We start from the raw sequence: 19,245 nt of genomic DNA on the forward strand, positions 1-19,245 counted from the left end.
TAATGATTATTCATTCCCTGAGATCCCTCTTTAAGAGGTTTTGTCGCCTGAAGGCGGTGGTGTGCCACTGATTTTAGGGACACATTCATGACGAAACCAGGCCAGAGTGATCGGCTGACGGTTAATGAGCCGCTGACACAGCGGGACAATCTGCTCGCCCACCAGCATACCAAACAGCCCCAGCAGCGCAATCACCGGTGGCGCAGGTGAGTTGACGTCCATTACGGCATAAATAATGCCAACTAAAATGCCGACGGATAACGAAATCGCATAGGTTTTCAACATCATTATCCCTCCTGTTTTGGGTGTAAAACGAGGCGTTGGGACGGCCTTTCGGCTGCAGTTAAAGTCCGATTTTTATCGTCTAGCGCGGCGGAGGCCACGGGGTGCGTCAATTTTCCCCCTAGCGAACTGCCGATGATCATACCCAGCAAGCCAACTAACGCCACGGCGGGCGGCGCCGGGGAGCGCACCTTGAGCAGCGCATAAAGCAAGCCGATAAACACGCCAGCAGCCAGAGAAATGAGTAAAGGATGCACAGTTCCTCCTGTCAAAAGAGGCAGGCAAATCCAGAACGGATCTGCCCGCCTGAGCAGTTAGCGAATCGGTGCAGGGACCGGAGCCAGAGTACGATGCTCGCTCTTCTGACGTGAAGGCGCTTTATGAACCATGGTGTACGCGTAATCCACACCAATGCCGTAAGCCCCTGAATGCTCTTTGGCAATATCCATTACCGCGTTGTAGGTGTCTTTGTGCGCCCAGTCGCGCTGCCACTCCAGCATCACCTGCTGCCAGGTTACCGGAATGACACCGGCCTGAATCATGCGCTGCATCGCATAGTCGTGGGCCTCTTTCGTGGTGCCGCCCGACGCATCAGCCACCATGTAGATTTCATAATCACCTTCCAGCATGGCGCACAGCGCGAAAGAGTTGTTACAGACTTCAGTCCACAAACCTGAAACCACAACTTTCTTTTTACCGTTAGCCGCCAGTGCGTCACGGACTTTCTGATCATCCCAGGAGTTCATTGAGGTGCGCTCAAGAATATCCTGGCCAGGGAATACATCCAGCAGCTCCGGGAAGGTATTCCCTGAGAAGCTTTCGGTCTCAACGGTAGTCAGCACGGTAGGAATATTGAAAACTTTGGCCGCTTTGGCCAGCGCAACCACGTTGTTTTTCAGTACCTGGCGGTCAATTGACTGCACGCCAAACGCCATTTGTGGCTGCTGGTCAATAAAGATGATCTGGCAGTTTTGCGGTGTCAGTACTTCAAGTTTGCTCGTCGTCATGTTGTTTTATCCCATTGAGGTTAATGTCTCGACGCAGTCTAAGAAGCTTTGAGCAGGCAAACTATTATCTATAGGTATAACTATACGAAGGTATACCTATCCTTTTGTATAACTAGACGCTTTCCAGCCCTCCTGAACATAATCCGCTCACGTCCTTAACCTGCGAAATCGGCAGGACATCTCTTTGTCCGCGGCCACTCTTGCTATTGCGGGCATCTCATTCAGGAGGTTTTATGGTTACTTTAGGTAAAGCAGACATCATATTGACGAATGGTCGATTCCATACCGTCGACCGTGGCAACCCCGTTGCCGACGCCGTCGCCATTCGGGACGGTAAGTTTCTTGAAGTCGGCAGTCTGGCCGACGTGATGCAACACCATTGCGAAGGCACCAAAGTGATTGACCTTAAGGGTCATACCGCCATCCCCGGCCTGAACGACTCCCATCTTCATTTGATCCGCGGTGGGCTCAATTACAACCTCGAATTACGCTGGGAAGGCGTGCCCTCCATTGCTGATGCACTGCGCATGCTGCGGGAACAGGCGCTGCGCACACCGTCTCCCCAGTGGGTGCGTGTGGTGGGCGGCTGGACCGAGTTCCAATTTGCCGAACGTCGTATGCCGACGCTGGATGAGATCAATGAAGCGGCGCCCGATACACCGGTATTCATCCTGCATCTCTATGACCGCGCCCTGCTCAACCGTGCAGCGTTAAAAGTGGTCGGTTACACCAAAGACACGCCGAATCCGCCGGGTGGCGAGATCCAGCGCGACAGCAATGGCAACCCAACCGGCATGCTGATTGCGCGTCCGAACGCGATGATCCTCTACTCCACCTTAGCGAAAGGTCCCAAGCTGCCGCTGGAACAGCAGGTGAATTCAACGCGTCAGTTTATGCGCGAACTGAACCGCCTGGGCCTGACCAGCGCCATTGATGCCGGCGGTGGCTTCCAGAATTACCCGGAAGATTACGAAGTGATTGCTGAACTGCATGAGAAAAAGCAGATGACGCTGCGTATCGCCTACAACCTGTTTACCCAACGTCCGGGCCATGAGCTGGAAGATTTCGAAAAGTGGACGGATATGCTGACGCCGGGCCAGGGCAGCGACTATTTCCGCCATAACGGCGCCGGTGAAATGCTGGTATTTTCCGCGGCCGATTTCGAAGACTTCCTCGAACCACGCCCGGATTTGGCGCCAGGTATGGAAGATGAACTGGAGCGCGTAGTGCGTCACCTGGTGGAGCACCGCTGGCCGTTCCGTCTGCATGCCACTTACGATGAATCCATCAGTCGCATGCTGGATGTGTTTGAAAAAGTAAACCGCGACATCCCCTTCAACGGGCTGCACTGGTTCTTCGACCACGCCGAAACCGTAACGCAACGTAACCTTGATCGTATTAAAGAGTTAGGCGGAGGCATTGCCGTGCAGCATCGCATGGCCTTCCAGGGCGAATACTTCGCCGAGCGTTACGGTATTGAAGCCACCCGACACACGCCGCCGGTCGCGCGTATGCTAGAAACCGGCGTGCCGGTTGGTTTGGGAACCGATGCTACCCGTGTCGCTAGCTATAACCCATGGACCGCACTTTACTGGCTGGTGTCTGGCCGAACCGTTGGTGGTATGCAGATGTACGACATCAACGCACGCCTTGATCGTGACACCGCGCTGATGTTGTGGACGCAGGGAAGCGCCTGGTTCTCCAGCGAGCAAGGTAAAAAGGGGCAGATCAAATCCGGTCAGCTGGCTGACATGGTGGTACTGAGCAAAGACTACTTCAGCGTGCCGGAAGAGGAGATTAAAGGGATTGAATCGGTGCTGACCGTGGTGGACGGGAATATCGTCTATGCCGCAGGATCCTTTAGCGCGGAAGCACCGCCTTCGATTCCGGTCCTGCCCGATTGGTCGCCCGTCGTCATGGTGCCTGGCCACTATCGCAGCGCACCGCCCACCACAACAACTCGCGTTGGTATGATGCAGCAAGCCCATCACTGCAGCGGCCCGTGCGGCGTACATACCCATTCGCATGAGATTGCGCGCGGCGCCAACCTGCCTGTTTCGGAAGAGAACGCCTTCTGGGGCGCGCTTGGCTGCAGCTGCTTTGCCTTCTAAACCATGAAACATTCACTCTCTCAGCCGCCCCGCATTGATGCGGGGCTGTTCTTCCTGCGTCTGACGGCCTGCCTGCTGTTGCTTCACGTACACGGCCTGCCGAAAATATTTCATTTCAGCGAAGAACTGACGCGTATTGAGGATCCTTTTGGCCTCGGTGCTTACATGAGTTTGCTTCCGGCGATTTTTGCCGAAGTGGTCTGTCCGCTATTTATCCTGCTCGGCGTCTTTACCCGCCTCGCCTGTCTGCCGATTATCGGCGTATTACTGGTAGCGATGGTGTTCGTCCATCCCGACTGGAGCGTGGCGGAAGGACAGTTTGGCTGGCTGTTGCTGATCATCTTTACCACGCTTGCACTGACCGGCGCCGGACGCTGGCGCCTCTTCAGCGCAGAATCAGCGGAGGTGTCACGTGGCGCAGATTAATGATGTTCACGATACACCTGATGCGGATGTACCTGCCGTTGCGGTGGCCGTTTCGCCGTGGCAGCCGCTGCGCCAGCGGGTGTTCCGCATGCTATGGATTGCGACAGTGGTATCGAATATCGGTTCGTGGATGAACGATGTGGGCGTCAACTGGACCATGCTGACGCTAAGTGCCGACCCGCTTTCCGTGGCGCTGGTGCAGGCCGCCAGTAGCCTGCCGATGTTCCTGTTTGCCCTGCCATCGGGTGTGATGGCAGATATTGTTGATCGCCGTAAATACCTGCTTTTCTCGCAGATTTGGGTGTTTATCGCCGCGGCGGGCCTGACCTTCCTCTCCTGGGCTGGGCTGGTGACACCGATGGTGCTGCTGATTGCCGCGTTCCTGTTGAGCACCGGCGCGGCGATGAGCTCTCCGCCGTTCCAGGCCATCGTGCCGGATTTGGTCAGCAAGGAAGAACTCGGCCCCGCCATTGCGCTTAACTCGCTTGGTATCAATATCAGTCGCGCGATTGGCCCGGCGCTAGGCGGCCTCATCCTGTCTTTAGCCGGCCCGTGGATGGTATTTCTGCTCAATGCGCTCTCGGTACTCGGCGTGTTTATCGTGCTGTTCGTATGGAAAGCGCAGCCCAGCGTGCAACGTTTGCCACCGGAACACTTCTTCCCGGCGGTGCGAGCAGGCGTACGTTATGTTCATGCCGCACCGGTGCTGCGTAATGTGCTGGTACGTACCGTCGCCTTCTTTGTCTTTGGCAGTGCCGGTTGGGCGTTATTGCCGCTGGTGGCACGGCGGGAGCTGGGCCTCGGACCAGGCGGCTACGGCATCATGCTGGGTTGTATCGGCGTAGGGGCGATTTGCGGAGCGCTGTTATTACCGCGTATGCGTAAACGCTTCAATCCTGACCGCTTAATGGTGCTGGCGAGCATCATGTTTGCTATCACTATGCTGGCGCTGGCGTTCATCCGCCACATCTGGCTGCTTAACGCTTTCGAGTTCTTCACCGGTTTTGCATGGATTGCAGTTCTGTCCACGCTCAACCTCGGTGCACAGCGTAGCGCGGCAAAATGGTTTAAAGCCCGGGCGCTGGCGGTCTATCTCACGGTGTTTTTTGGCTCAATGACGTTAGGCAGCGCCATCTGGGGGCAACTGGCCTCCCACTTCAGCATCTCACTCTCTCTTACCGTGGCCACCCTGGGCATGTTACTGGCGAGCCTGACAGTGATGCGCTGGCGGCTGGATCAGGATCCCGATCTGAATCTCGATCTCAGCACGGTTAGCGATCCCTTGCCTGAGCTGGAGATTAGACACGACCGCGGCCCGGTGATGGTGAGCTATCACTATCAGATCAACCGCAGCGATGCACATGGCTTTGCGGTCTGTATGCAGGATATGCGCCGTGTCCGAAGGCGTGGCGGCGCGATGAACTGGTCCCTTTATGAAGACATGCTGCAGCCCGGCATATTTGTTGAGAACTTCGTCGTCGGTTCGTGGATGGAACATCTACGCCAGCGCGAACGTTACACCATCAACGATCAAAAGATTCAGGATCGTGTGTTGGGATTCCATCAAGGCACAGAACTTCCGGCAGTGCGTTATCTCGTGGCGCCTGAATAAGGCGCACTCTTTCATCAAAATCGTATAAGGCAGGAACATGAGCACATTAAAGACTCAGGATGGTACGCAGATCTATTTTAAAGATTGGGGTACAGGTAAGCCGGTGCTGTTCAGCCATGGCTGGCCGCTAGACGGTGATATGTGGGACAGTCAGCTAAACTTCCTGGCGGAGAATGGCTATCGCGTTATCGCGTTCGATCGCCGTGGCTTTGGTCGCTCCGAACAGCCGTGGGAAGGATATAACTACGATACCTTTGCGGCTGATATAAATGACCTGATCACGCATCTCGATCTGCAAAATGTCACGCTGGTCGGTTTCTCGATGGGTGGCGGCGATGTGGCGCGCTATATTAATAATTATGGCACTGCACGCGTGGATGGCTTAGTACTGCTGGGCGCGGTGACTCCGATTTTCGGCAAAGCCGCCGATTATCCTGCAGGAGTGGATCTGTCGGTGTTTGAAGGCATTCGTCAGGGCTTGAGAAAAGATCGTGCGCAGTTCATCAGTGATTTCGCAACGCCATTTTATGGTATCAACGCCGGTCAAACGGTTTCACAAGGGGCGTTGACGCAGACGTTAAATATCGCGCTGCTGGCCTCCCTGAAAGGCACCATTGATTGTGTTACCGCCTTCTCCGAGACGGATTTCCGTCCAGATATGGCAAAAATCGACGTTCCTACGCTGGTCATCCACGGTAGCAACGATCAAATCGTGCCTTTCGAAACCACAGGGAAAGTCGCTGCTGAAATGATCGGGGGGGCGCAATTGAAAGTGTATGACAACGCGCCGCACGGCTTTGCGGTTACCCATACCGAACAGCTGAATGCCGATTTACTGGCCTTCCTGCAATCGCTGTAATTGACGTTAATCATTAGACCGGCCAGTTTGGCCGGTCATTATTTAACGCACAGGATGATTAACTTCATTGGGGCGCAGATCGAACAACAATACCTCCGCCTCTTCTCCTCCGCTGAACACCAGCGTCGGTTCATTGCGTACTCGCGCACCATCGCCGGCACGGAACAGAACGCCATTAACCATCAAACTGCCTCGCGCTACATGAATATAGGCATAGCGATCTTCTGCTAGCGTCATCGTCTGCTGTTCATCTCCCGCAAACAGCCCAGCGTGAATGCGCACATCCTGTCTGATTTTCAGTGAGTCTTCTGCCCCATCCGGTGAAATGATGAGTTTGAATTTGCCCCGTTTCTCCTGCTCCGTTATGCGGGTTTGCTGGTAACGCGGCTCGCCGCCTTTTTCCGCAGGCACCACCCAAATTTGCAGGAAATGCACGCCTGCCTGTTTTGAATGGTTGAACTCACTGTGTGTTACGCCGCTTCCGGCGCTCATCAGCTGTACATCGCCCGGCACAATCACTGAACCGGTGCCCATCGAGTCTTTATGCTCCAGCGCGCCATCCAGCACATAAGAGATGATTTCCATATTGCTATGCGGATGGGCACCGAAGCCGCGCCCTTGCGCCACCTGATCATCATTGATGACCAACAGATCAGAGAATCCGGTCTGTTTGGGATCCCAATAGTTAGCGAATGAAAAAGTATGATGCGATCGTAACCAGCCGTGATCGCCCAGTCCGCGCTGGTCAGCTAAACGTTGTTCAATCATTTTTTTCTCCTGGTTGAATGAGGAGAGGCGCTGATGCCCTTCCGATAGGAGAAAATTATCGTAAACCTAATCAATCAACAATGACGAATAAAGACAAAGTTAGTCTCATATTAGTTGACAATAATGCTGGCTTTTTTTTCGGCGGCGAATGGCAAATAGAAAAATATCTTTCATTCAATTATTTTGATCAATTTAGACAGGAAATAGGGATTCTTACTCAAGCTGGAGAGGTCTACTATGCATTCCATCGAGGCAAAACGCCTCATATCAAATTTAAAATCTGAGGAAATGACCATGAAATCCATCAAAACTTTCGTTGCTATTATCGCCCTTTCACTGCTGTCATCAGCAAGTTTTGCCCAGACTATTACGGCTACGGCCTCAACTCTGGATGGTGCTGAAGCGCAGATCGCTGCAAAAGCAAAACAGGTAGGAATGGGTTACAGCATCACTGAAGCCTATGCCGGTAACCAGGTGCATATGACTGCTCGCCTGACCAAATAATCATGGTCGCAAATGGAGTTGCCAAAATGGGCTGCCGTCAGGCGGCCTTTTTTGTCTTTGTATTGCGCGGTGAACACGTTGAGGCGGAACCCTCAGTGCGGATCGGCTGCAGCAAACTTCTCTAACGCTGCCCCGTCAAGGCGATAACGGATCCACTCGTTGAGGGGAAGCGCATCAATACTCAGGTAGAAATCTCTTGCTGACTGGTCCCAATCTAAAGCACTCCATTCAATGCGGTTACACTGACGCTTCACTGCGTGCTGCGCGACATATTGCAACAGTGCCTTGCCCACACCCAAACCACGGTAAATCGGAGAGGAATAGATGTCCTCCATATAAATTCCGCGGCGGCCCAGCCAGGCAGAGTAGCTACTGGTAATCACAGCATAACCGGCAGCAGATCCGTCAATCTCACAGATAAACGCTTCCAACTTACTGTCGGGGCTAAAAAGCGCCTGTCTGATCTCTTCTGCAGTGGTGAGTGACGCCTGCAATCCCTGCTCATAAACCGACAATTCGGCGATCATGCTGTGGATAGCGTCTGCGTCTGCAGAATTAGCCTGTCGAATAGTCATGTTCATTTATTATTTTCTTACTGAATCAGATTGATGCCATCCAGCATAATGGGTATTGTTCGATGAAATAAGTGCAATAAAATCAATGCCAGGTGAATTTCATGCATCATGTCCTGCGTCGGCTCGACTTAAATCTTCTCCCCGTTTTCGACGCAGTCTTTAGGCATAGGTCGGTAAGATTGGCCGCCATCGAGCTTTGCCTCAGTACCTCGGCGCTGAGCCATGCGCTATCTCGACTGCGCGAGTTTTTCAAAGATCCCCTTTTTTATCGGGAAGGACACAAAATGTGTCCTAGCGTCTATGCCTGTCAGCTCGCGCCCTATATCGCCGAAACGCTAACAGGATTAAATAAGCATCTCTGTCCGGTTAAACCCTTTGATCCTCTTACCAGCAATGACTGTTTTAGAATCGCAGTAACCGATTACACCGCATTTTGTGTGTTTCCTGGACTGATGAATGCGCTCACCGAACAAGCACCAAACCTGAGTTTTGAACTGTGCCATCTGCCGCATAACCCGGCCCTGATTGAACTACTGGCCGGTGAAATCGATTTAGCGTTGAGTTTTAGCGAGCCGGGAGAGGTTAACCATCCAGACCTGGACGAAATGGATCTGTTCAGTGATGAATTTATTGTGATTGCCAATGCGCGACGAACCAGCCTTGATCTAGAGTCTTATCTTGCAGCCGGACATTTGGTTGTTACGCCGTGGAATGAAAAGCAGGGGCTGCTGGATTTTCATCTTGCTCAAATAGGTCAGCACCGTCGCATTACCATGAGAACGCCTTCAATGCTGAGTGCGCCATTTATTGTCGCAGAAAGCGAACTTCTCATGGCCATTCCCTCCTTCGTGGCCGGTAAAATCAATAAGGCCGTGGACGTCACCACCTTCAGGCTGCCTTTTCCGGCGCCAAGGTTCACCGTTAAAATCTATTCACACAAACGCAGTGGCAAACGGGAACCCACCGAATGGGTTAAATCCATGATGGCGAAAACGATTATGGAGACAGAGTACCGCTATGAAAATTAATACGGCGCGAGTACGCCCTGCTTCACTGATCTAAAAACCGTCCGTTATAATCTGACTTAATCACGTAATGCGTGTCGTGGCGACCAAATAGTCGATAGCGATTTAAAGCAATGCGGTCGTAACAATAATTGCTGATAACGTCAGGCATAAACCTAAAGAGAGAGAGCGCGCGCCATGGCCACGGCAAAAAGCGCATGATGCGAAAAATAGCCTGCGCGCGCAGCCAGCGATCGTTACCGTGAATGAAAACAATAGTGCGGATATTGTCATCCGGTAAACCGGCAAAACGTAATAGCGCTTTGCCTTGCTCACTCTGTACCGCGGCAAAGCGTATAGAGCGCGGAATACCGTGACGAAGCAAAAACACCACCCACACGTTGCAGAGCTTGCATAGGCCGTCATACAGCACCACCTGTTCTCCCGGATGTAAATAAGGGGGTTTTGCCATCACATGCTCCTCAATCCTACAAGCTGTCCCATCATTACAGGACGCACGTTATGCCGCCTGCCACTCCGCCACCAGCGTTGTAATCAATTCAGCTGCCGGCATTTCTCGCGCCAGCGCTGCGCCCTGCCCAGCCCACTGGGCGCCAAAGCCGTGCGCACCCTTAGCCGCGGCAGCGGCGGCCAGCGCTTTCCCAAGCGCATAGGTCAGCGGATAGGGAGGAATGGTGTCGTGGCTAAACTCGCGCGCCAGGCGGCAAAAATCGTTGGTGATACATCTTGCCGGTCGTCCGGAAATCGCCGACGTCATCACCGTGCTGATGGCCTGTTGGCTTTTTAACGCCTGGCGATACGCCTGATTAGCCGCCGACTCCGGGCATAGAATAAACGCCGTGCCCAGCTGCACGCCTGCGACCCCCAGTTGGCGCATAGCCGCAATGCCTGCGCCATTCATAATGCCGCCCGCCGCGATCACCGGCACCCGGGAAACCTGCTGTATCGCCTGCACCAGCGTGAAGGTGCTGAGCTGATGATCGTCACCTGCCGGATCGAATATCCCGCGATGTCCACCCGCCTCAATGCCCTGCGCGACAATAAAGTCGACTCCCGCAGCCTCAATCGCCTGCGCCTCCGCCAGGCTGGTGGCGGTCGCCAGCGTGATAATGCCGCGACGCTTTAAGCGCTGTACAAACGCTATTGAAGGCAGGCCAAAATGGAAACTCACCGCAGCCGGCGCGGTTTCCAGCAACACCTCCAGCATTGTCTGGTTTTCAAGGAAAGTTTGATAAATCTCAGCCAGCGCTGTCGGTATCGCCGCGTCATAGCGATCAAATAGTGGTTGAAAACGGGCAATCCACGCCTGCTCCAGCTGCGGATTACGCTGCGCGGCGGCATGACAAAAGACGTTAACGTTGATTGGCCCAGCGGTGAGCGTACGCGTTTGCCGGATCATCTTCTCGGCCTGCTCTGGCGTTGAGGCACCAATGCCAATCGATCCCAGCCCCCCGCTATTACTCACCGCCGCCGCCAGCTGCGGCGTGGAGACACCCGCCATCGGTGCCTGAATGATCGGATAGGTAAGATTTAACCTCTGACTAAGGATCGTGTTCACGTTTTGGCTCCCGCTAAGATGACGCTCTACCATGCCGTGATTTGCCCGCCCCGTAAAGGATCTACACTTAGAGGACTTCTACCTACAGCAGGAGAAATGCGATGCATAAAATCGACTTTCCGGTGAGCAAAGCGCGGAAATATCTGGAGCCGGGTCCGGTGGTATTGCTGAGTTCGCAATTTGAGGATCAGCGCGACATCATGACGCTCGGCTGGCACACCATTCTGGAGTTCTCGCCGTCGCTGGTAGGCTGCATGATCGCCGGCGGCAACCACAGCCATGAGTTGATTCGCCAGAGTGGCCAGTGCGTGATCAACGTACCGTCAGCCAATCTGGTCGATAGCGTCGTGGCGATCGGCAACAGCCACGGCGATCGTCTCGATAAGTTCGATGCTTTTACACTGACGCCCGAACCCGCCAGCGTGGTGAATGCACCGTTAATTGACGAATGCTTTGCCAGCTTTGAGTGCCAGTTGTATGACGATTCAATGGTGGATAATTACAACTTCTTTATTTTCGAGATCGTTAAAGCGCATGTCGCCGCAACGCCGGAGTTTCCACCTACGCTGCACTACACGGGCGAAGGACGCTTTAGCGTGATGAGCAATTTGCTGCTCGACAAGCGCGGTGACTTTAAGCCAGAAATGTTAATTTAACTGCTTGAATTACTCTAGGCTTACCCCCACTTTCAAGCTTTCGCCCTGACAGGAGTAAATACAATGGCAACCGAATATGCGGTGATCGCCGGTGGCTGTTTCTGGTGTACCGAAGCAGTGTTTAAAGATGTGATTGGCGTGGAGTCAGTCGAGAGCGGATATACCGGCGGCGCTCGTCCGAATCCGACTTACGAGCAGGTGTGCAGCGGTGCCACTGGGCATGCAGAAGCGATTCGCGTCGGTTTCGATCCGGCACAGGTGAGCTACGGCGATCTTCTGGACATCAGCTTTGCCACCCACGATCCTACCCAGCTGAACCGCCAGGGCAACGATATTGGGACCCAGTATCGTTCGGCGATTTTCCCGGCCAATCCTGAGCAGGAAGCTGAAGCGATTGCTGCCATTGCGCGCGCGCAGGAAGGCCTTAGCGATCCGGTAGTGACCACCATCGAGCCGCTGAAAGAGTGGTATGCGGCGGAAGGTTATCACCAGGATTATTGGGAAGGCGCCGGACAGCGCAACGGCTATTGCATGGCGGTGATTCCACCGAAACTGCAGAAGCTGCGTAAGAGTTTTGCTAACCGCGTCAAATCGAGTTAATTCGCCGCCGTCAACGTTAAGGTCGCCATGAATGGCGTAATGCTCGTCAGTTAAGCAGCGCACTGGCTCCGTGGGGGTTCCGCCCGCTAAGCCTATGGCAGTTTCAGAATGTGTGAAGCCGGCGGCCGGGCTAAGGTCCGAAGGCGCGGACCTTAGCAATCCGCGCCTGCGCCGTCCTCGCTGTTCCCTCGCTTATCACTCCGGCCTGACGGACCGCGCGGATTCGCCATCCCTGGCTCATGCCGCGCTTTCGCCGACGTCCTGTCGGCTCATCCTGGCCGTCACTCTGCGCTCGGCGCTGCGGATAGCGCCCAACACCATCGCCTGCCATTACCGCATCTGATTTGAAATTTTGCTGGCTGAAGATTTTGGGTTACCGGGTCGCCATAAATGGCGACCCGACAGACGTTCCAGCGATGATAATTCAGGGATAGGCATTGCTGCTGCAGCGCGGGTGTTGAGGCGACATCCCAGCCCGCTGAGCGAGTGAGGGATTCCAGGGCGAGCCGCAGGGATGCGGCGAGAGGCGGCGCTGAGCAGGAGCGAATCGCCGCCGGTCCGTCAGGAATCGCGAGGGAGCGAAGGCACCGCGAAGCGGCGGGATGGGCTGGCGCAGGGCCCGGGAGTGCAGAGGGCGCGGCCAGGCGTCCTCTGCTCGGTCGCCGCACGGCATAGCTGCAACTGCCTCAGCCGATGGCGAACGAAAGTCGCTCAGCGCTTAACTGATCGGTATTACGCCATGAATGGCAACCTTACCTGGTGCGCGACCTGCACGCATTTATCCGTCATAATAACCGCCCTCTTCTCCGCCGAGAGCGATCATGTCTTCTTCACAGCAAGGAATAACGGCGCGCAAGCAGCCGATGAAGCTCAATACGCTGGTCACCCTGATGCTCAGCGCGGTAATTGTGCTGGTGCTGCTCAGTGTGCACATGTTCTATTTTTTCCAGATTGGCGCGGCCACCCGCGCGCAGCTGGAGGATAAAGCCATGGCCGTGGCGCGCACGCTGGCCGACTCGCCTGAAATACAGCGTGCGCTGACCTATCCGCCGGATGGCACGCGCATCCAGCCAATCGCCAAAGCGGTTGAGGAAACCAATAATTTGCTGTTCATTACCGTGACCAACATGGACGGCATCCGCTATTCACATCGCAACCCCGAACTGATTGGCAAACACTTCATCGGCGACGATCTCGAACCCGCGCTGCGCGGCCATGAAAATGTCTCGGTGAACCAAGGTTCGCTGGCGAAAGCGCTGCGCGTCTTCACACCGGTCTTCAACGCACAGCACCAACAAATTGGCGTGGTGGCGATAGGCATCTCACTGGATGCGGTCAGCGTGCAGATCAACGAAAGCCGCTGGAGCATTCTGTGGACCATCTTTATTGGTACGCTGGCGGGCGCGATTGGCACCCTGGTGCTGGTACGCGTGCTGAAGCGCATTCTGTTTGGACTCGAACCCTACGAGATCTCCACGCTGTTTGAACAGCGCCAGGCGATTTTAAACTCGCTGAAAGAGGGCGTGGTGGCGATGGACGAGCAGGCCCAGGTTACGCTGGTCAATCAGGCGGCGCGTGCGCTGCTCAATGATTCCATGGGCACGATCACCGGCGATCGCATCTATGATGCGTCGGTGATCAACGATCATCTGCGTGATGTGCTGCAAAGCGGACGGGCGCGGCGCGATCAGGAGCTGAATGTTAATGGCCGCGTGCTGCTGAGCAATACCGTGCCGGTGCGCAACCAGGGCCGGATTATCGGCGCGGTTTGCACCTTCAGGGATAAAACGGAAATCAGTCAGCTAATGCAGCGCCTGACCGGCATGGTAAACTATGTGGATGCGCTGCGTGAACGCTCGCACGAGTTTATGAATAAGCTGCACGTGATTCTTGGCCTGCTGCATATGAAAAACTACACGCAGGTAGAGAGCTATATTCTCAAGACCGCCAATAATTACCAGACGGAGATTGGTTTCCTGCTCGACAAAATAAAATCGCCGGTGATTGCCGGATTTTTGCTGAGTAAAATCAACCGCGCCTCGGATTGCGGCCATCGCCTGACCATTAGCGATGCCAGCTTCCTGCCCGACAGCGGTAATGAAGAGCAGATGGCGGCGCTGATTACGGTGATCGGCAATCTAATTGAAAACGCGCTGGATGCGCTGAGCGAGCAGGTTGAAGGCGAGATTCACGTGATGCTGCACTACCAAAATGGTTGGTTAACCTGTGAAGTGAGTGACGATGGCCCAGGCATTGAAGCCGATCGCCTCGCCACGATTTTTGAAAAAGGCTTCTCCACCAAAGGTGAAAACCGCGGTGTCGGGCTGTTTTTGCTGCAGCAACAAACCGAGCATATCGGTGGCAGCGTAAGCGTAGAGTCAGAACCCGGCGTGTTTACCCAATTTTTAGTCCAACTTCCCTGGGATGGAGGAAACCAATCCGCATGATCAATGTGTTAGTGGTCGATGATGACGCCATGGTCGCCGAGCTTAATCGCGCTTATATCGGCCAGATTCAGGGCTTTCACTGTTGTGGCACCGCCTCAACGCTGAAGCAGGCGAAGGAGATCCTGTTTAATAGCGATACCGCAGTCGATCTGGTGCTGCTGGATATCTATATGCAGCAGGAGAATGGTCTCGATCTGTTACCGGAATTGCGCACGGCGCAAAGCGCGGTGGAAGTGATCATCATTTCGTCAGCGGCGGATGCAGAGAATATCAAAACTTCGCTGCACTACGGCGTGGTGGATTATCTGATCAAACCCTTCCAGTTCCCGCGTTTTGAAGAGGCGCTGACCGGCTGGCGGCAGAAGAAATCGCTGATGGACAATCAGCATTACTATCAGCAATCCGATGTTGATTTGCTGATTCACGGCAGCCCGGCAACGCAACACGATAATAAGCGCCTGCCAAAAGGGTTAACGCCGCAGACGCTACGCACGCTGTGTCAGTGGATTGACGCCCATCCGGGTCATGAGTTCTCGACCGATGAGCTGGCGGCCGAGGTGAATATTTCGCGCGTCTCTTGCCGTAAATACCTGATTTGGCTGGCGCAGATTAATATCCTGTTCACCAGCATTCACTATGGCGCCACCGGTCGCCCGGTATATCGCTATCGCTTGCAGCCGGAATACCATTCGCTGCTGCAGCAATATTGTCAGTAACGGAGCTGCCAGGCGAAATCGCGCTGCTGGAATTGGAAGTGGCGCGGCGAGGAGCAGATAATCTGCCGATCGCGCGTGACAAATACCGCATCGATATCGGGCTGGTCAGCGAGATACGCCAGCCCTTGCTCTACGCCCATACCGTATAGCAGCGTGGTGTAGATATCGCCATCAATTGAGCGATCGGAAATCACCGTCACGCTCAGCAGTTCATTATCGAGCGGATAGCCGCTTTGCGGATCAAAAATATGGTGCCAGCAGCGGCCATCCCGTTCGAAATAGCGCTCGTAAATGCCCGACGTCACCACCGATTTACCCTGCACTTGCAGCACGCCTAACAGCTCATCATCACGTCCAAAGGGTTTTTTCAGACCGATGCCCCAACCTTGCGGTTCATGCGGCGGCGAGCCCAGCGTTTGCACATTACCGCCCAGATTAATCAGCGCCTGCTGCACGCCCTGCTGACGCAGAAACGCCTGTACGCGATCGGCGATATAGCCTTTGGCGATGGCGCCGAGATCGATCTCCATGCCCGACTGCAGCAGAAATACCGAGCAATCGGCGGAATTAAGCACCACCTGATGCGGATCGGTCAGCTTCAACAGAGCAGCAATCTCGTTTGCCGGCGGCACCGCGCGCCCCTGAAATCCAATCTTCCAGCGCTTCACCACCGGCCCGATAGTGAAATTAAACGCGCTATCCGGTAGCAAGCTCACGGCGTGTGCCACGCTAATCAAAGCGAAAACCGGCTCACTCACCACCACCGGATTCCGGCCTGCGGCCTGATTGATCGACATCACTTCGGATTCAGCGCGATTAACGGTGAACAGATTTTCTTGCTGCTTGATGAGTTGGAAAACCTGGCGAGCTAGCGTGGGATTGTCGTCGAAGAGTTTGAGCAGAATGGGCGAACCCATGAGTACGGCAGAGTAAGAGAAGACGCCATCGGTCATTGCATGCCTCTAAAGAAAACGATGCCCGCACAAGGCGGGCATCTTCACAGCTTAGTGTCCTAGCGCCAGTTTAGCGGCATTGTGACCGGCTTTGATACCAAAGATGATGATATCGGCCACCGCGTTACCGCCGATGCGGTTAGCACCGTGGATGCCACCGACCACTTCACCTGCCGCCCACGCACCTGGAATCACCGCTTTCTGCGCATCCAGCACCGCGGTATCGGTGTTGATGGTCACGCCGCCCATGGTGTGATGCACGCCCGGTGCGATACGAATCGCAAAATACGGACCTTTGTTCAGCGGATGACGCAGCGCCGTTTTACGGCCAAAGTCTTCGTCGTCCTGCTTCGCCACGAACTCATTGTAACGACCCAGCGTGGTTTGCAGCGCTTCCTGATCCATATTGAGTTTCACTGCCAGCTCGTGTGGCGTTGGTGCACTAATCACGAAGCCTTTGGCGATGTATTCGTCAGCCGCTTTGTTGTTAGCACGAACCTGCTCATCAAAAATGATCCACGCGCTCTTCTCAGGCAGGGCGATGATCTCGGCAGAAACTTTGTCGCGGGTTTCCATTTCGTTGTAGAAACGCTTGCCCGCCTGACTGACCAGGATTGCCCCGCCGCCGCGCATCGCTTCGGAAATCAGATACGAGGTGGTTTGCTCAACCGTTGGGTGAATCTGAATCTCGCCCATATCCACCGTATCCGCGCCGATGTGTTGCAACATGGCAATGCCGCTGCCGGTGGCGCCTTTGTGGTTGGTGGTCACGAAACCATCCAGCTCTGGGCGATATTTCACCACCATTTCGCGGTTTGCACTGAAGCCACCGGTGGCCACAATCACGCTTTTAGCGTTGATGATACGGCTATCGTTGTACTCATCCACCACTTTAACGCCGGTGACTGCGCCATTTTCCACCAGGATTTCGGCCACCGAGGTTTCCAGCAGCACTTCGATATTGCGCTGATTCACATTTTTAACCAGGCCGCTGATCAGGAAGCCACCCACCGCAGAACGATCTTCCGGACGATGCGTACGATCGATGCTCATACCGCCGGTGATAGTGATGTCGCACAGCTCGATCTCTTTCGCCGCCAGCCACTCAATCGCTTCAGGTGCTTGCTCAACAAATTCGCGCAGCAGTACCGGATTATTTTTGAATTTGCCGCCTTTCAGCGTCTCTTCGTAGAACAGCTCTTTACTGTCTTCAATGCCTTTCAGCTTCTGATAACGGGTTTCAGCCGCGTTCATACCCACTGAGGCTTTAATGGTGTTGCCGCCGATGGTGGGCATCTTCTCGATGATTACCACACGCGCGCCATCGTCATGCGCCTGAATCGCTGCCGCCAGACCGGCACCGCCGGTGCCCACCACCACCACATCGTAATTAACCGGTGCGTTAGGGTTACCGCCCTCCTCAATCACATACTCTTTGCTTGAGGTGGTCATGGCGCGTGATACCGCTTTTTTCAGCGCTTCACTCTGCGTGGTGGCGCCGGTGATGGCATCCACGTGTGGGCTGTTCGCCACCAGAATGCGTTCACGCAGGCTCTCGAAGGTGCTGGTAAAGTCGACGTCGAGGCTCGGATCCGGCACCAGTGAAATATCGGTAATACGGTCGGTATCCAGCGTTACGTTGATTTTCAGCTTCAGCGCTTCGGCTTCGACTTTGGCCTGATAAACGCCGGCTTTGTATTTACGCCCGGTATCGCTGACGTCGCGAATCATCGCATCCACCAGCGAGAAGCGCCACAGCGGTTCCGGGATGGTCAGCTCTTCGCGCTTGGTGCTGTCAATGTACAGCTCCATGTGCTGATTTTTGATCGCGCGATCGGCCCAGTCCGGATAGGCGATACAGGCTTTACCGACCGCAACCAAGTCGAAACCGTGCTCCAGCGCATTCTCAGCATCTTCTTTATTCACAATGCCGCCGACGCCAATCACCGGCACTTTCGCCAGGTTTGGTGAGCGCTGGGCAAGGTATTTGGTGATCAGCGGCGTTGGATCCTGGGTATCGACAATCGACGGACGCAGCAGTTGGCCAACGGAGAAATGCACGTAATCAAGGCCGCGTTCGGCCAGTTTTTCCAGCAGGTACAGCGTGTCATCCCAGCGGATACCTGGGACTTCCAGCTCTTCCGGTGAGAAACGATAACCAATGACGAAATCCGCCGCGGCAAAACGGTCGGCCATTTTGTGGGTGATCTCCAGTACTTCCAGTGGGAAACGGGCGCGATTATCGCGGCTGCCGCCCCACTTATCATCGCGCTGATTCGAGTTTGGCGAGTAGAACTGCTGGATCAGATAAGTGTTTGCGCCGTGAATTTCCACGCCGTCAAAGCCGGCTTTGATGGCGCGGTTCACCGCATCACCAAACTTGGTGATCATCACGTCGACTTCTTCTGCCGTCAGCGCTTGTGGCGTGGTGGCGCCTTCACGCGGTGCGGCGATGGCGCTAGGCGCGACCGGCGTTTTACCGCCGATCAGCGCAGGTTCCACCATACGGCCGCCGTGATAAATCTGCAGAATCGCTTTGGAGCCTTGAGACTTGATGGCGTGCGCAATTTTCGCCAGGCCGGGAATTTTGTTATCGCTATCGATGCCGAGTGCGCCAGGGAACGCCGGGCCGCGGTTATCAACAAAACAGCATTCAACAATCACGGTGCCGATGCTGCCGGCACGCACGCGATAATATTCGACAAGGTCACTGGTAACACCGCCGTCAAAGTAACCGGTACAGGTGGTCATCGGCGCCATAACCAAACGGTTTTTGAGCACCGCACCTTTCGGTAGCGTAAGCGGATTAAGAATCGGGGTGAGCGTATTCATGATGAGCAACTCCAGAATTAAGAAATTTTGTATTCAATTCTTTGGCGGTTCGGAGGAATTTATATTTATTTGAGTGGTCCGACTTCATGCCATAAATATACCATTTTATTTACTTACATAACCTTATTCGTTAGTTATATAAGTTTTACGCATGAAAATAATATTTGATGCTCATTGCTGAAAGCTGCGTTCCGCTAAGTTTTAACCAAGACTTGACAAAAATCAACTTTTTCCTTACATTTAAAACAAAACCAGCCTTATCATAAAGATAAATCACCATCCCTCTCTGTTTTTTGCTTGATTTGTGGCGTTTC

19 protein-coding genes are annotated in these 19,245 nt (G+C 54.4%); 10 read left to right on the forward strand and 9 right to left on the reverse strand.

Translation table 11 applies throughout. The features are described 5' to 3' along the window. Positions 1–30: 30 nt before the first annotated feature. Genes WFL93_RS01265 through WFL93_RS01275 form a run of 3 tightly spaced genes read right to left on the reverse strand, consistent with a single transcriptional unit; the run spans position 31 to position 1,289 of the window. Positions 31–285: a XapX domain-containing protein gene (locus tag WFL93_RS01265; RefSeq protein ID WP_036621728.1), complete on the reverse strand. Its 255-nt coding sequence runs from the start codon at positions 283–285 to the stop codon at positions 31–33. Positions 286–287: 2 nt separating this feature from the next. Continuing rightward, the gene (locus WFL93_RS01270; RefSeq protein ID WP_180823459.1) at positions 288–539 is read right to left on the reverse strand and encodes a DUF1427 family protein; all 252 of its coding nucleotides are present in this window, start codon (positions 537–539) and stop codon (positions 288–290) included. A 57-nt stretch (positions 540–596) separates the two neighbouring features. Then, positions 597–1,289 carry a hydrolase gene (locus WFL93_RS01275; protein ID WP_007891143.1) on the reverse strand — a complete coding sequence of 231 codons (693 nt, stop codon included), beginning with the start codon at positions 1,287–1,289 and terminating at the stop codon, positions 597–599. Positions 1,290–1,522: 233 nt separating this feature from the next. Here WFL93_RS01275 and WFL93_RS01280 point away from each other — a divergent pair, with 233 nt between their 5' ends. Genes WFL93_RS01280 through WFL93_RS01295 form a run of 4 tightly spaced genes read left to right on the forward strand, consistent with a single transcriptional unit; the run spans position 1,523 to position 6,297 of the window. Continuing rightward, on the forward strand, positions 1,523–3,400 hold the full coding sequence (locus WFL93_RS01280) for an amidohydrolase (RefSeq protein ID WP_180823458.1): 1,878 nt from the start codon (positions 1,523–1,525) through the stop codon (positions 3,398–3,400). Between the two features lie 3 nt (positions 3,401–3,403). Beyond that, positions 3,404–3,826, forward strand: a complete 423-nt coding sequence (locus tag WFL93_RS01285) for a DoxX family protein (RefSeq protein WP_007891145.1) — start codon at positions 3,404–3,406, stop codon at positions 3,824–3,826. Beyond that, positions 3,813–5,438 (forward strand): MFS transporter, encoded by a 1,626-nt coding sequence (locus tag WFL93_RS01290; protein ID WP_336777103.1) that lies wholly within the window; start codon positions 3,813–3,815, stop codon positions 5,436–5,438. Before WFL93_RS01285 ends, WFL93_RS01290 begins: the two co-directional genes overlap by 14 nt. A 37-nt stretch (positions 5,439–5,475) precedes the next feature. Next, on the forward strand, positions 5,476–6,297 hold the full coding sequence (locus WFL93_RS01295) for an alpha/beta fold hydrolase (RefSeq protein WP_007891147.1): 822 nt from the start codon (positions 5,476–5,478) through the stop codon (positions 6,295–6,297). Between the two features lie 42 nt (positions 6,298–6,339). Here WFL93_RS01295 and WFL93_RS01300 read toward each other — a convergent pair whose 3' ends face one another. Beyond that, complete coding sequence (locus WFL93_RS01300; RefSeq protein WP_180823456.1) at positions 6,340–7,065, reverse strand: pirin family protein; 726 nt, start codon at positions 7,063–7,065, stop codon at positions 6,340–6,342. A gap of 294 nt (positions 7,066–7,359) precedes the next feature. On the opposite strand from WFL93_RS01300, the gene WFL93_RS01305 reads away from it, so the two are divergent. Next, positions 7,360–7,569, forward strand: a complete 210-nt coding sequence (locus WFL93_RS01305; protein ID WP_036621697.1) for a DUF1471 domain-containing protein — start codon at positions 7,360–7,362, stop codon at positions 7,567–7,569. Positions 7,570–7,661: 92 nt separating this feature from the next. On the opposite strand, the gene WFL93_RS01310 is transcribed toward WFL93_RS01305, so the two are convergent. Then, the gene (locus tag WFL93_RS01310) at positions 7,662–8,150 is read right to left on the reverse strand and encodes a GNAT family N-acetyltransferase (RefSeq protein WP_007891155.1); all 489 of its coding nucleotides are present in this window, start codon (positions 8,148–8,150) and stop codon (positions 7,662–7,664) included. A 95-nt stretch (positions 8,151–8,245) separates the two neighbouring features. On the opposite strand from WFL93_RS01310, the gene WFL93_RS01315 reads away from it, so the two are divergent. Further along, a complete protein-coding gene (locus tag WFL93_RS01315; RefSeq protein ID WP_036621699.1) occupies positions 8,246–9,172 on the forward strand; it encodes a LysR family transcriptional regulator in 927 nt (308 codons plus the stop codon). Between the two features lie 22 nt (positions 9,173–9,194). Here the strand turns inward: WFL93_RS01315 and WFL93_RS01320 are convergent, their stop codons facing one another. Both WFL93_RS01320 and WFL93_RS01325 read right to left on the reverse strand, forming a co-directional pair. After that, positions 9,195–9,620: a thiol-disulfide oxidoreductase DCC family protein gene (locus WFL93_RS01320; RefSeq protein ID WP_336777104.1), complete on the reverse strand. Its 426-nt coding sequence runs from the start codon at positions 9,618–9,620 to the stop codon at positions 9,195–9,197. A gap of 48 nt (positions 9,621–9,668) precedes the next feature. Further along, positions 9,669–10,727 (reverse strand): NAD(P)H-dependent flavin oxidoreductase, encoded by a 1,059-nt coding sequence (locus WFL93_RS01325; protein ID WP_336777105.1) that lies wholly within the window; start codon positions 10,725–10,727, stop codon positions 9,669–9,671. 101 nt (positions 10,728–10,828) lie between these two features. Between WFL93_RS01325 and WFL93_RS01330 the strand changes: the two genes are divergently transcribed. The 4 genes from WFL93_RS01330 to dcuR all read left to right on the forward strand — a co-directional run bounded on the left by WFL93_RS01330 (position 10,829) and on the right by dcuR (position 15,146). Then, positions 10,829–11,383, forward strand: coding sequence for a flavin reductase family protein (locus WFL93_RS01330; RefSeq protein ID WP_007891160.1), 555 nt, complete (start codon positions 10,829–10,831; stop codon positions 11,381–11,383). Positions 11,384–11,446: 63 nt separating this feature from the next. Continuing rightward, positions 11,447–11,983, forward strand: a complete 537-nt coding sequence (gene msrA / locus WFL93_RS01335; RefSeq protein ID WP_007891162.1) for a peptide-methionine (S)-S-oxide reductase MsrA — start codon at positions 11,447–11,449, stop codon at positions 11,981–11,983. 821 nt (positions 11,984–12,804) lie between these two features. After that, on the forward strand, positions 12,805–14,430 hold the full coding sequence (locus WFL93_RS01340) for a sensor histidine kinase (protein WP_336777106.1): 1,626 nt from the start codon (positions 12,805–12,807) through the stop codon (positions 14,428–14,430). Further along, positions 14,427–15,146, forward strand: coding sequence for a two-component system response regulator DcuR (dcuR, locus tag WFL93_RS01345; protein WP_007891598.1), 720 nt, complete (start codon positions 14,427–14,429; stop codon positions 15,144–15,146). The genes WFL93_RS01340 and dcuR overlap by 4 nt, the downstream gene beginning before the upstream one ends. Here the strand turns inward: dcuR and WFL93_RS01350 are convergent. Further along, positions 15,140–16,099 carry an FAD:protein FMN transferase gene (locus WFL93_RS01350; RefSeq protein ID WP_336777107.1) on the reverse strand — a complete coding sequence of 320 codons (960 nt, stop codon included), beginning with the start codon at positions 16,097–16,099 and terminating at the stop codon, positions 15,140–15,142. The genes dcuR and WFL93_RS01350 overlap by 7 nt on opposite strands. A gap of 51 nt (positions 16,100–16,150) precedes the next feature. Continuing rightward, positions 16,151–18,931 carry a flavocytochrome c gene (locus WFL93_RS01355; protein WP_180823451.1) on the reverse strand — a complete coding sequence of 927 codons (2,781 nt, stop codon included), beginning with the start codon at positions 18,929–18,931 and terminating at the stop codon, positions 16,151–16,153. Between the last annotated feature and the right edge of the window lie 314 nt (positions 18,932–19,245).

The organism is Pantoea sp. USHLN256 (assembly GCF_037149875.1).
Lineage (GTDB): Bacteria > Pseudomonadota > Gammaproteobacteria > Enterobacterales > Enterobacteriaceae > Pantoea > Pantoea nemavictus.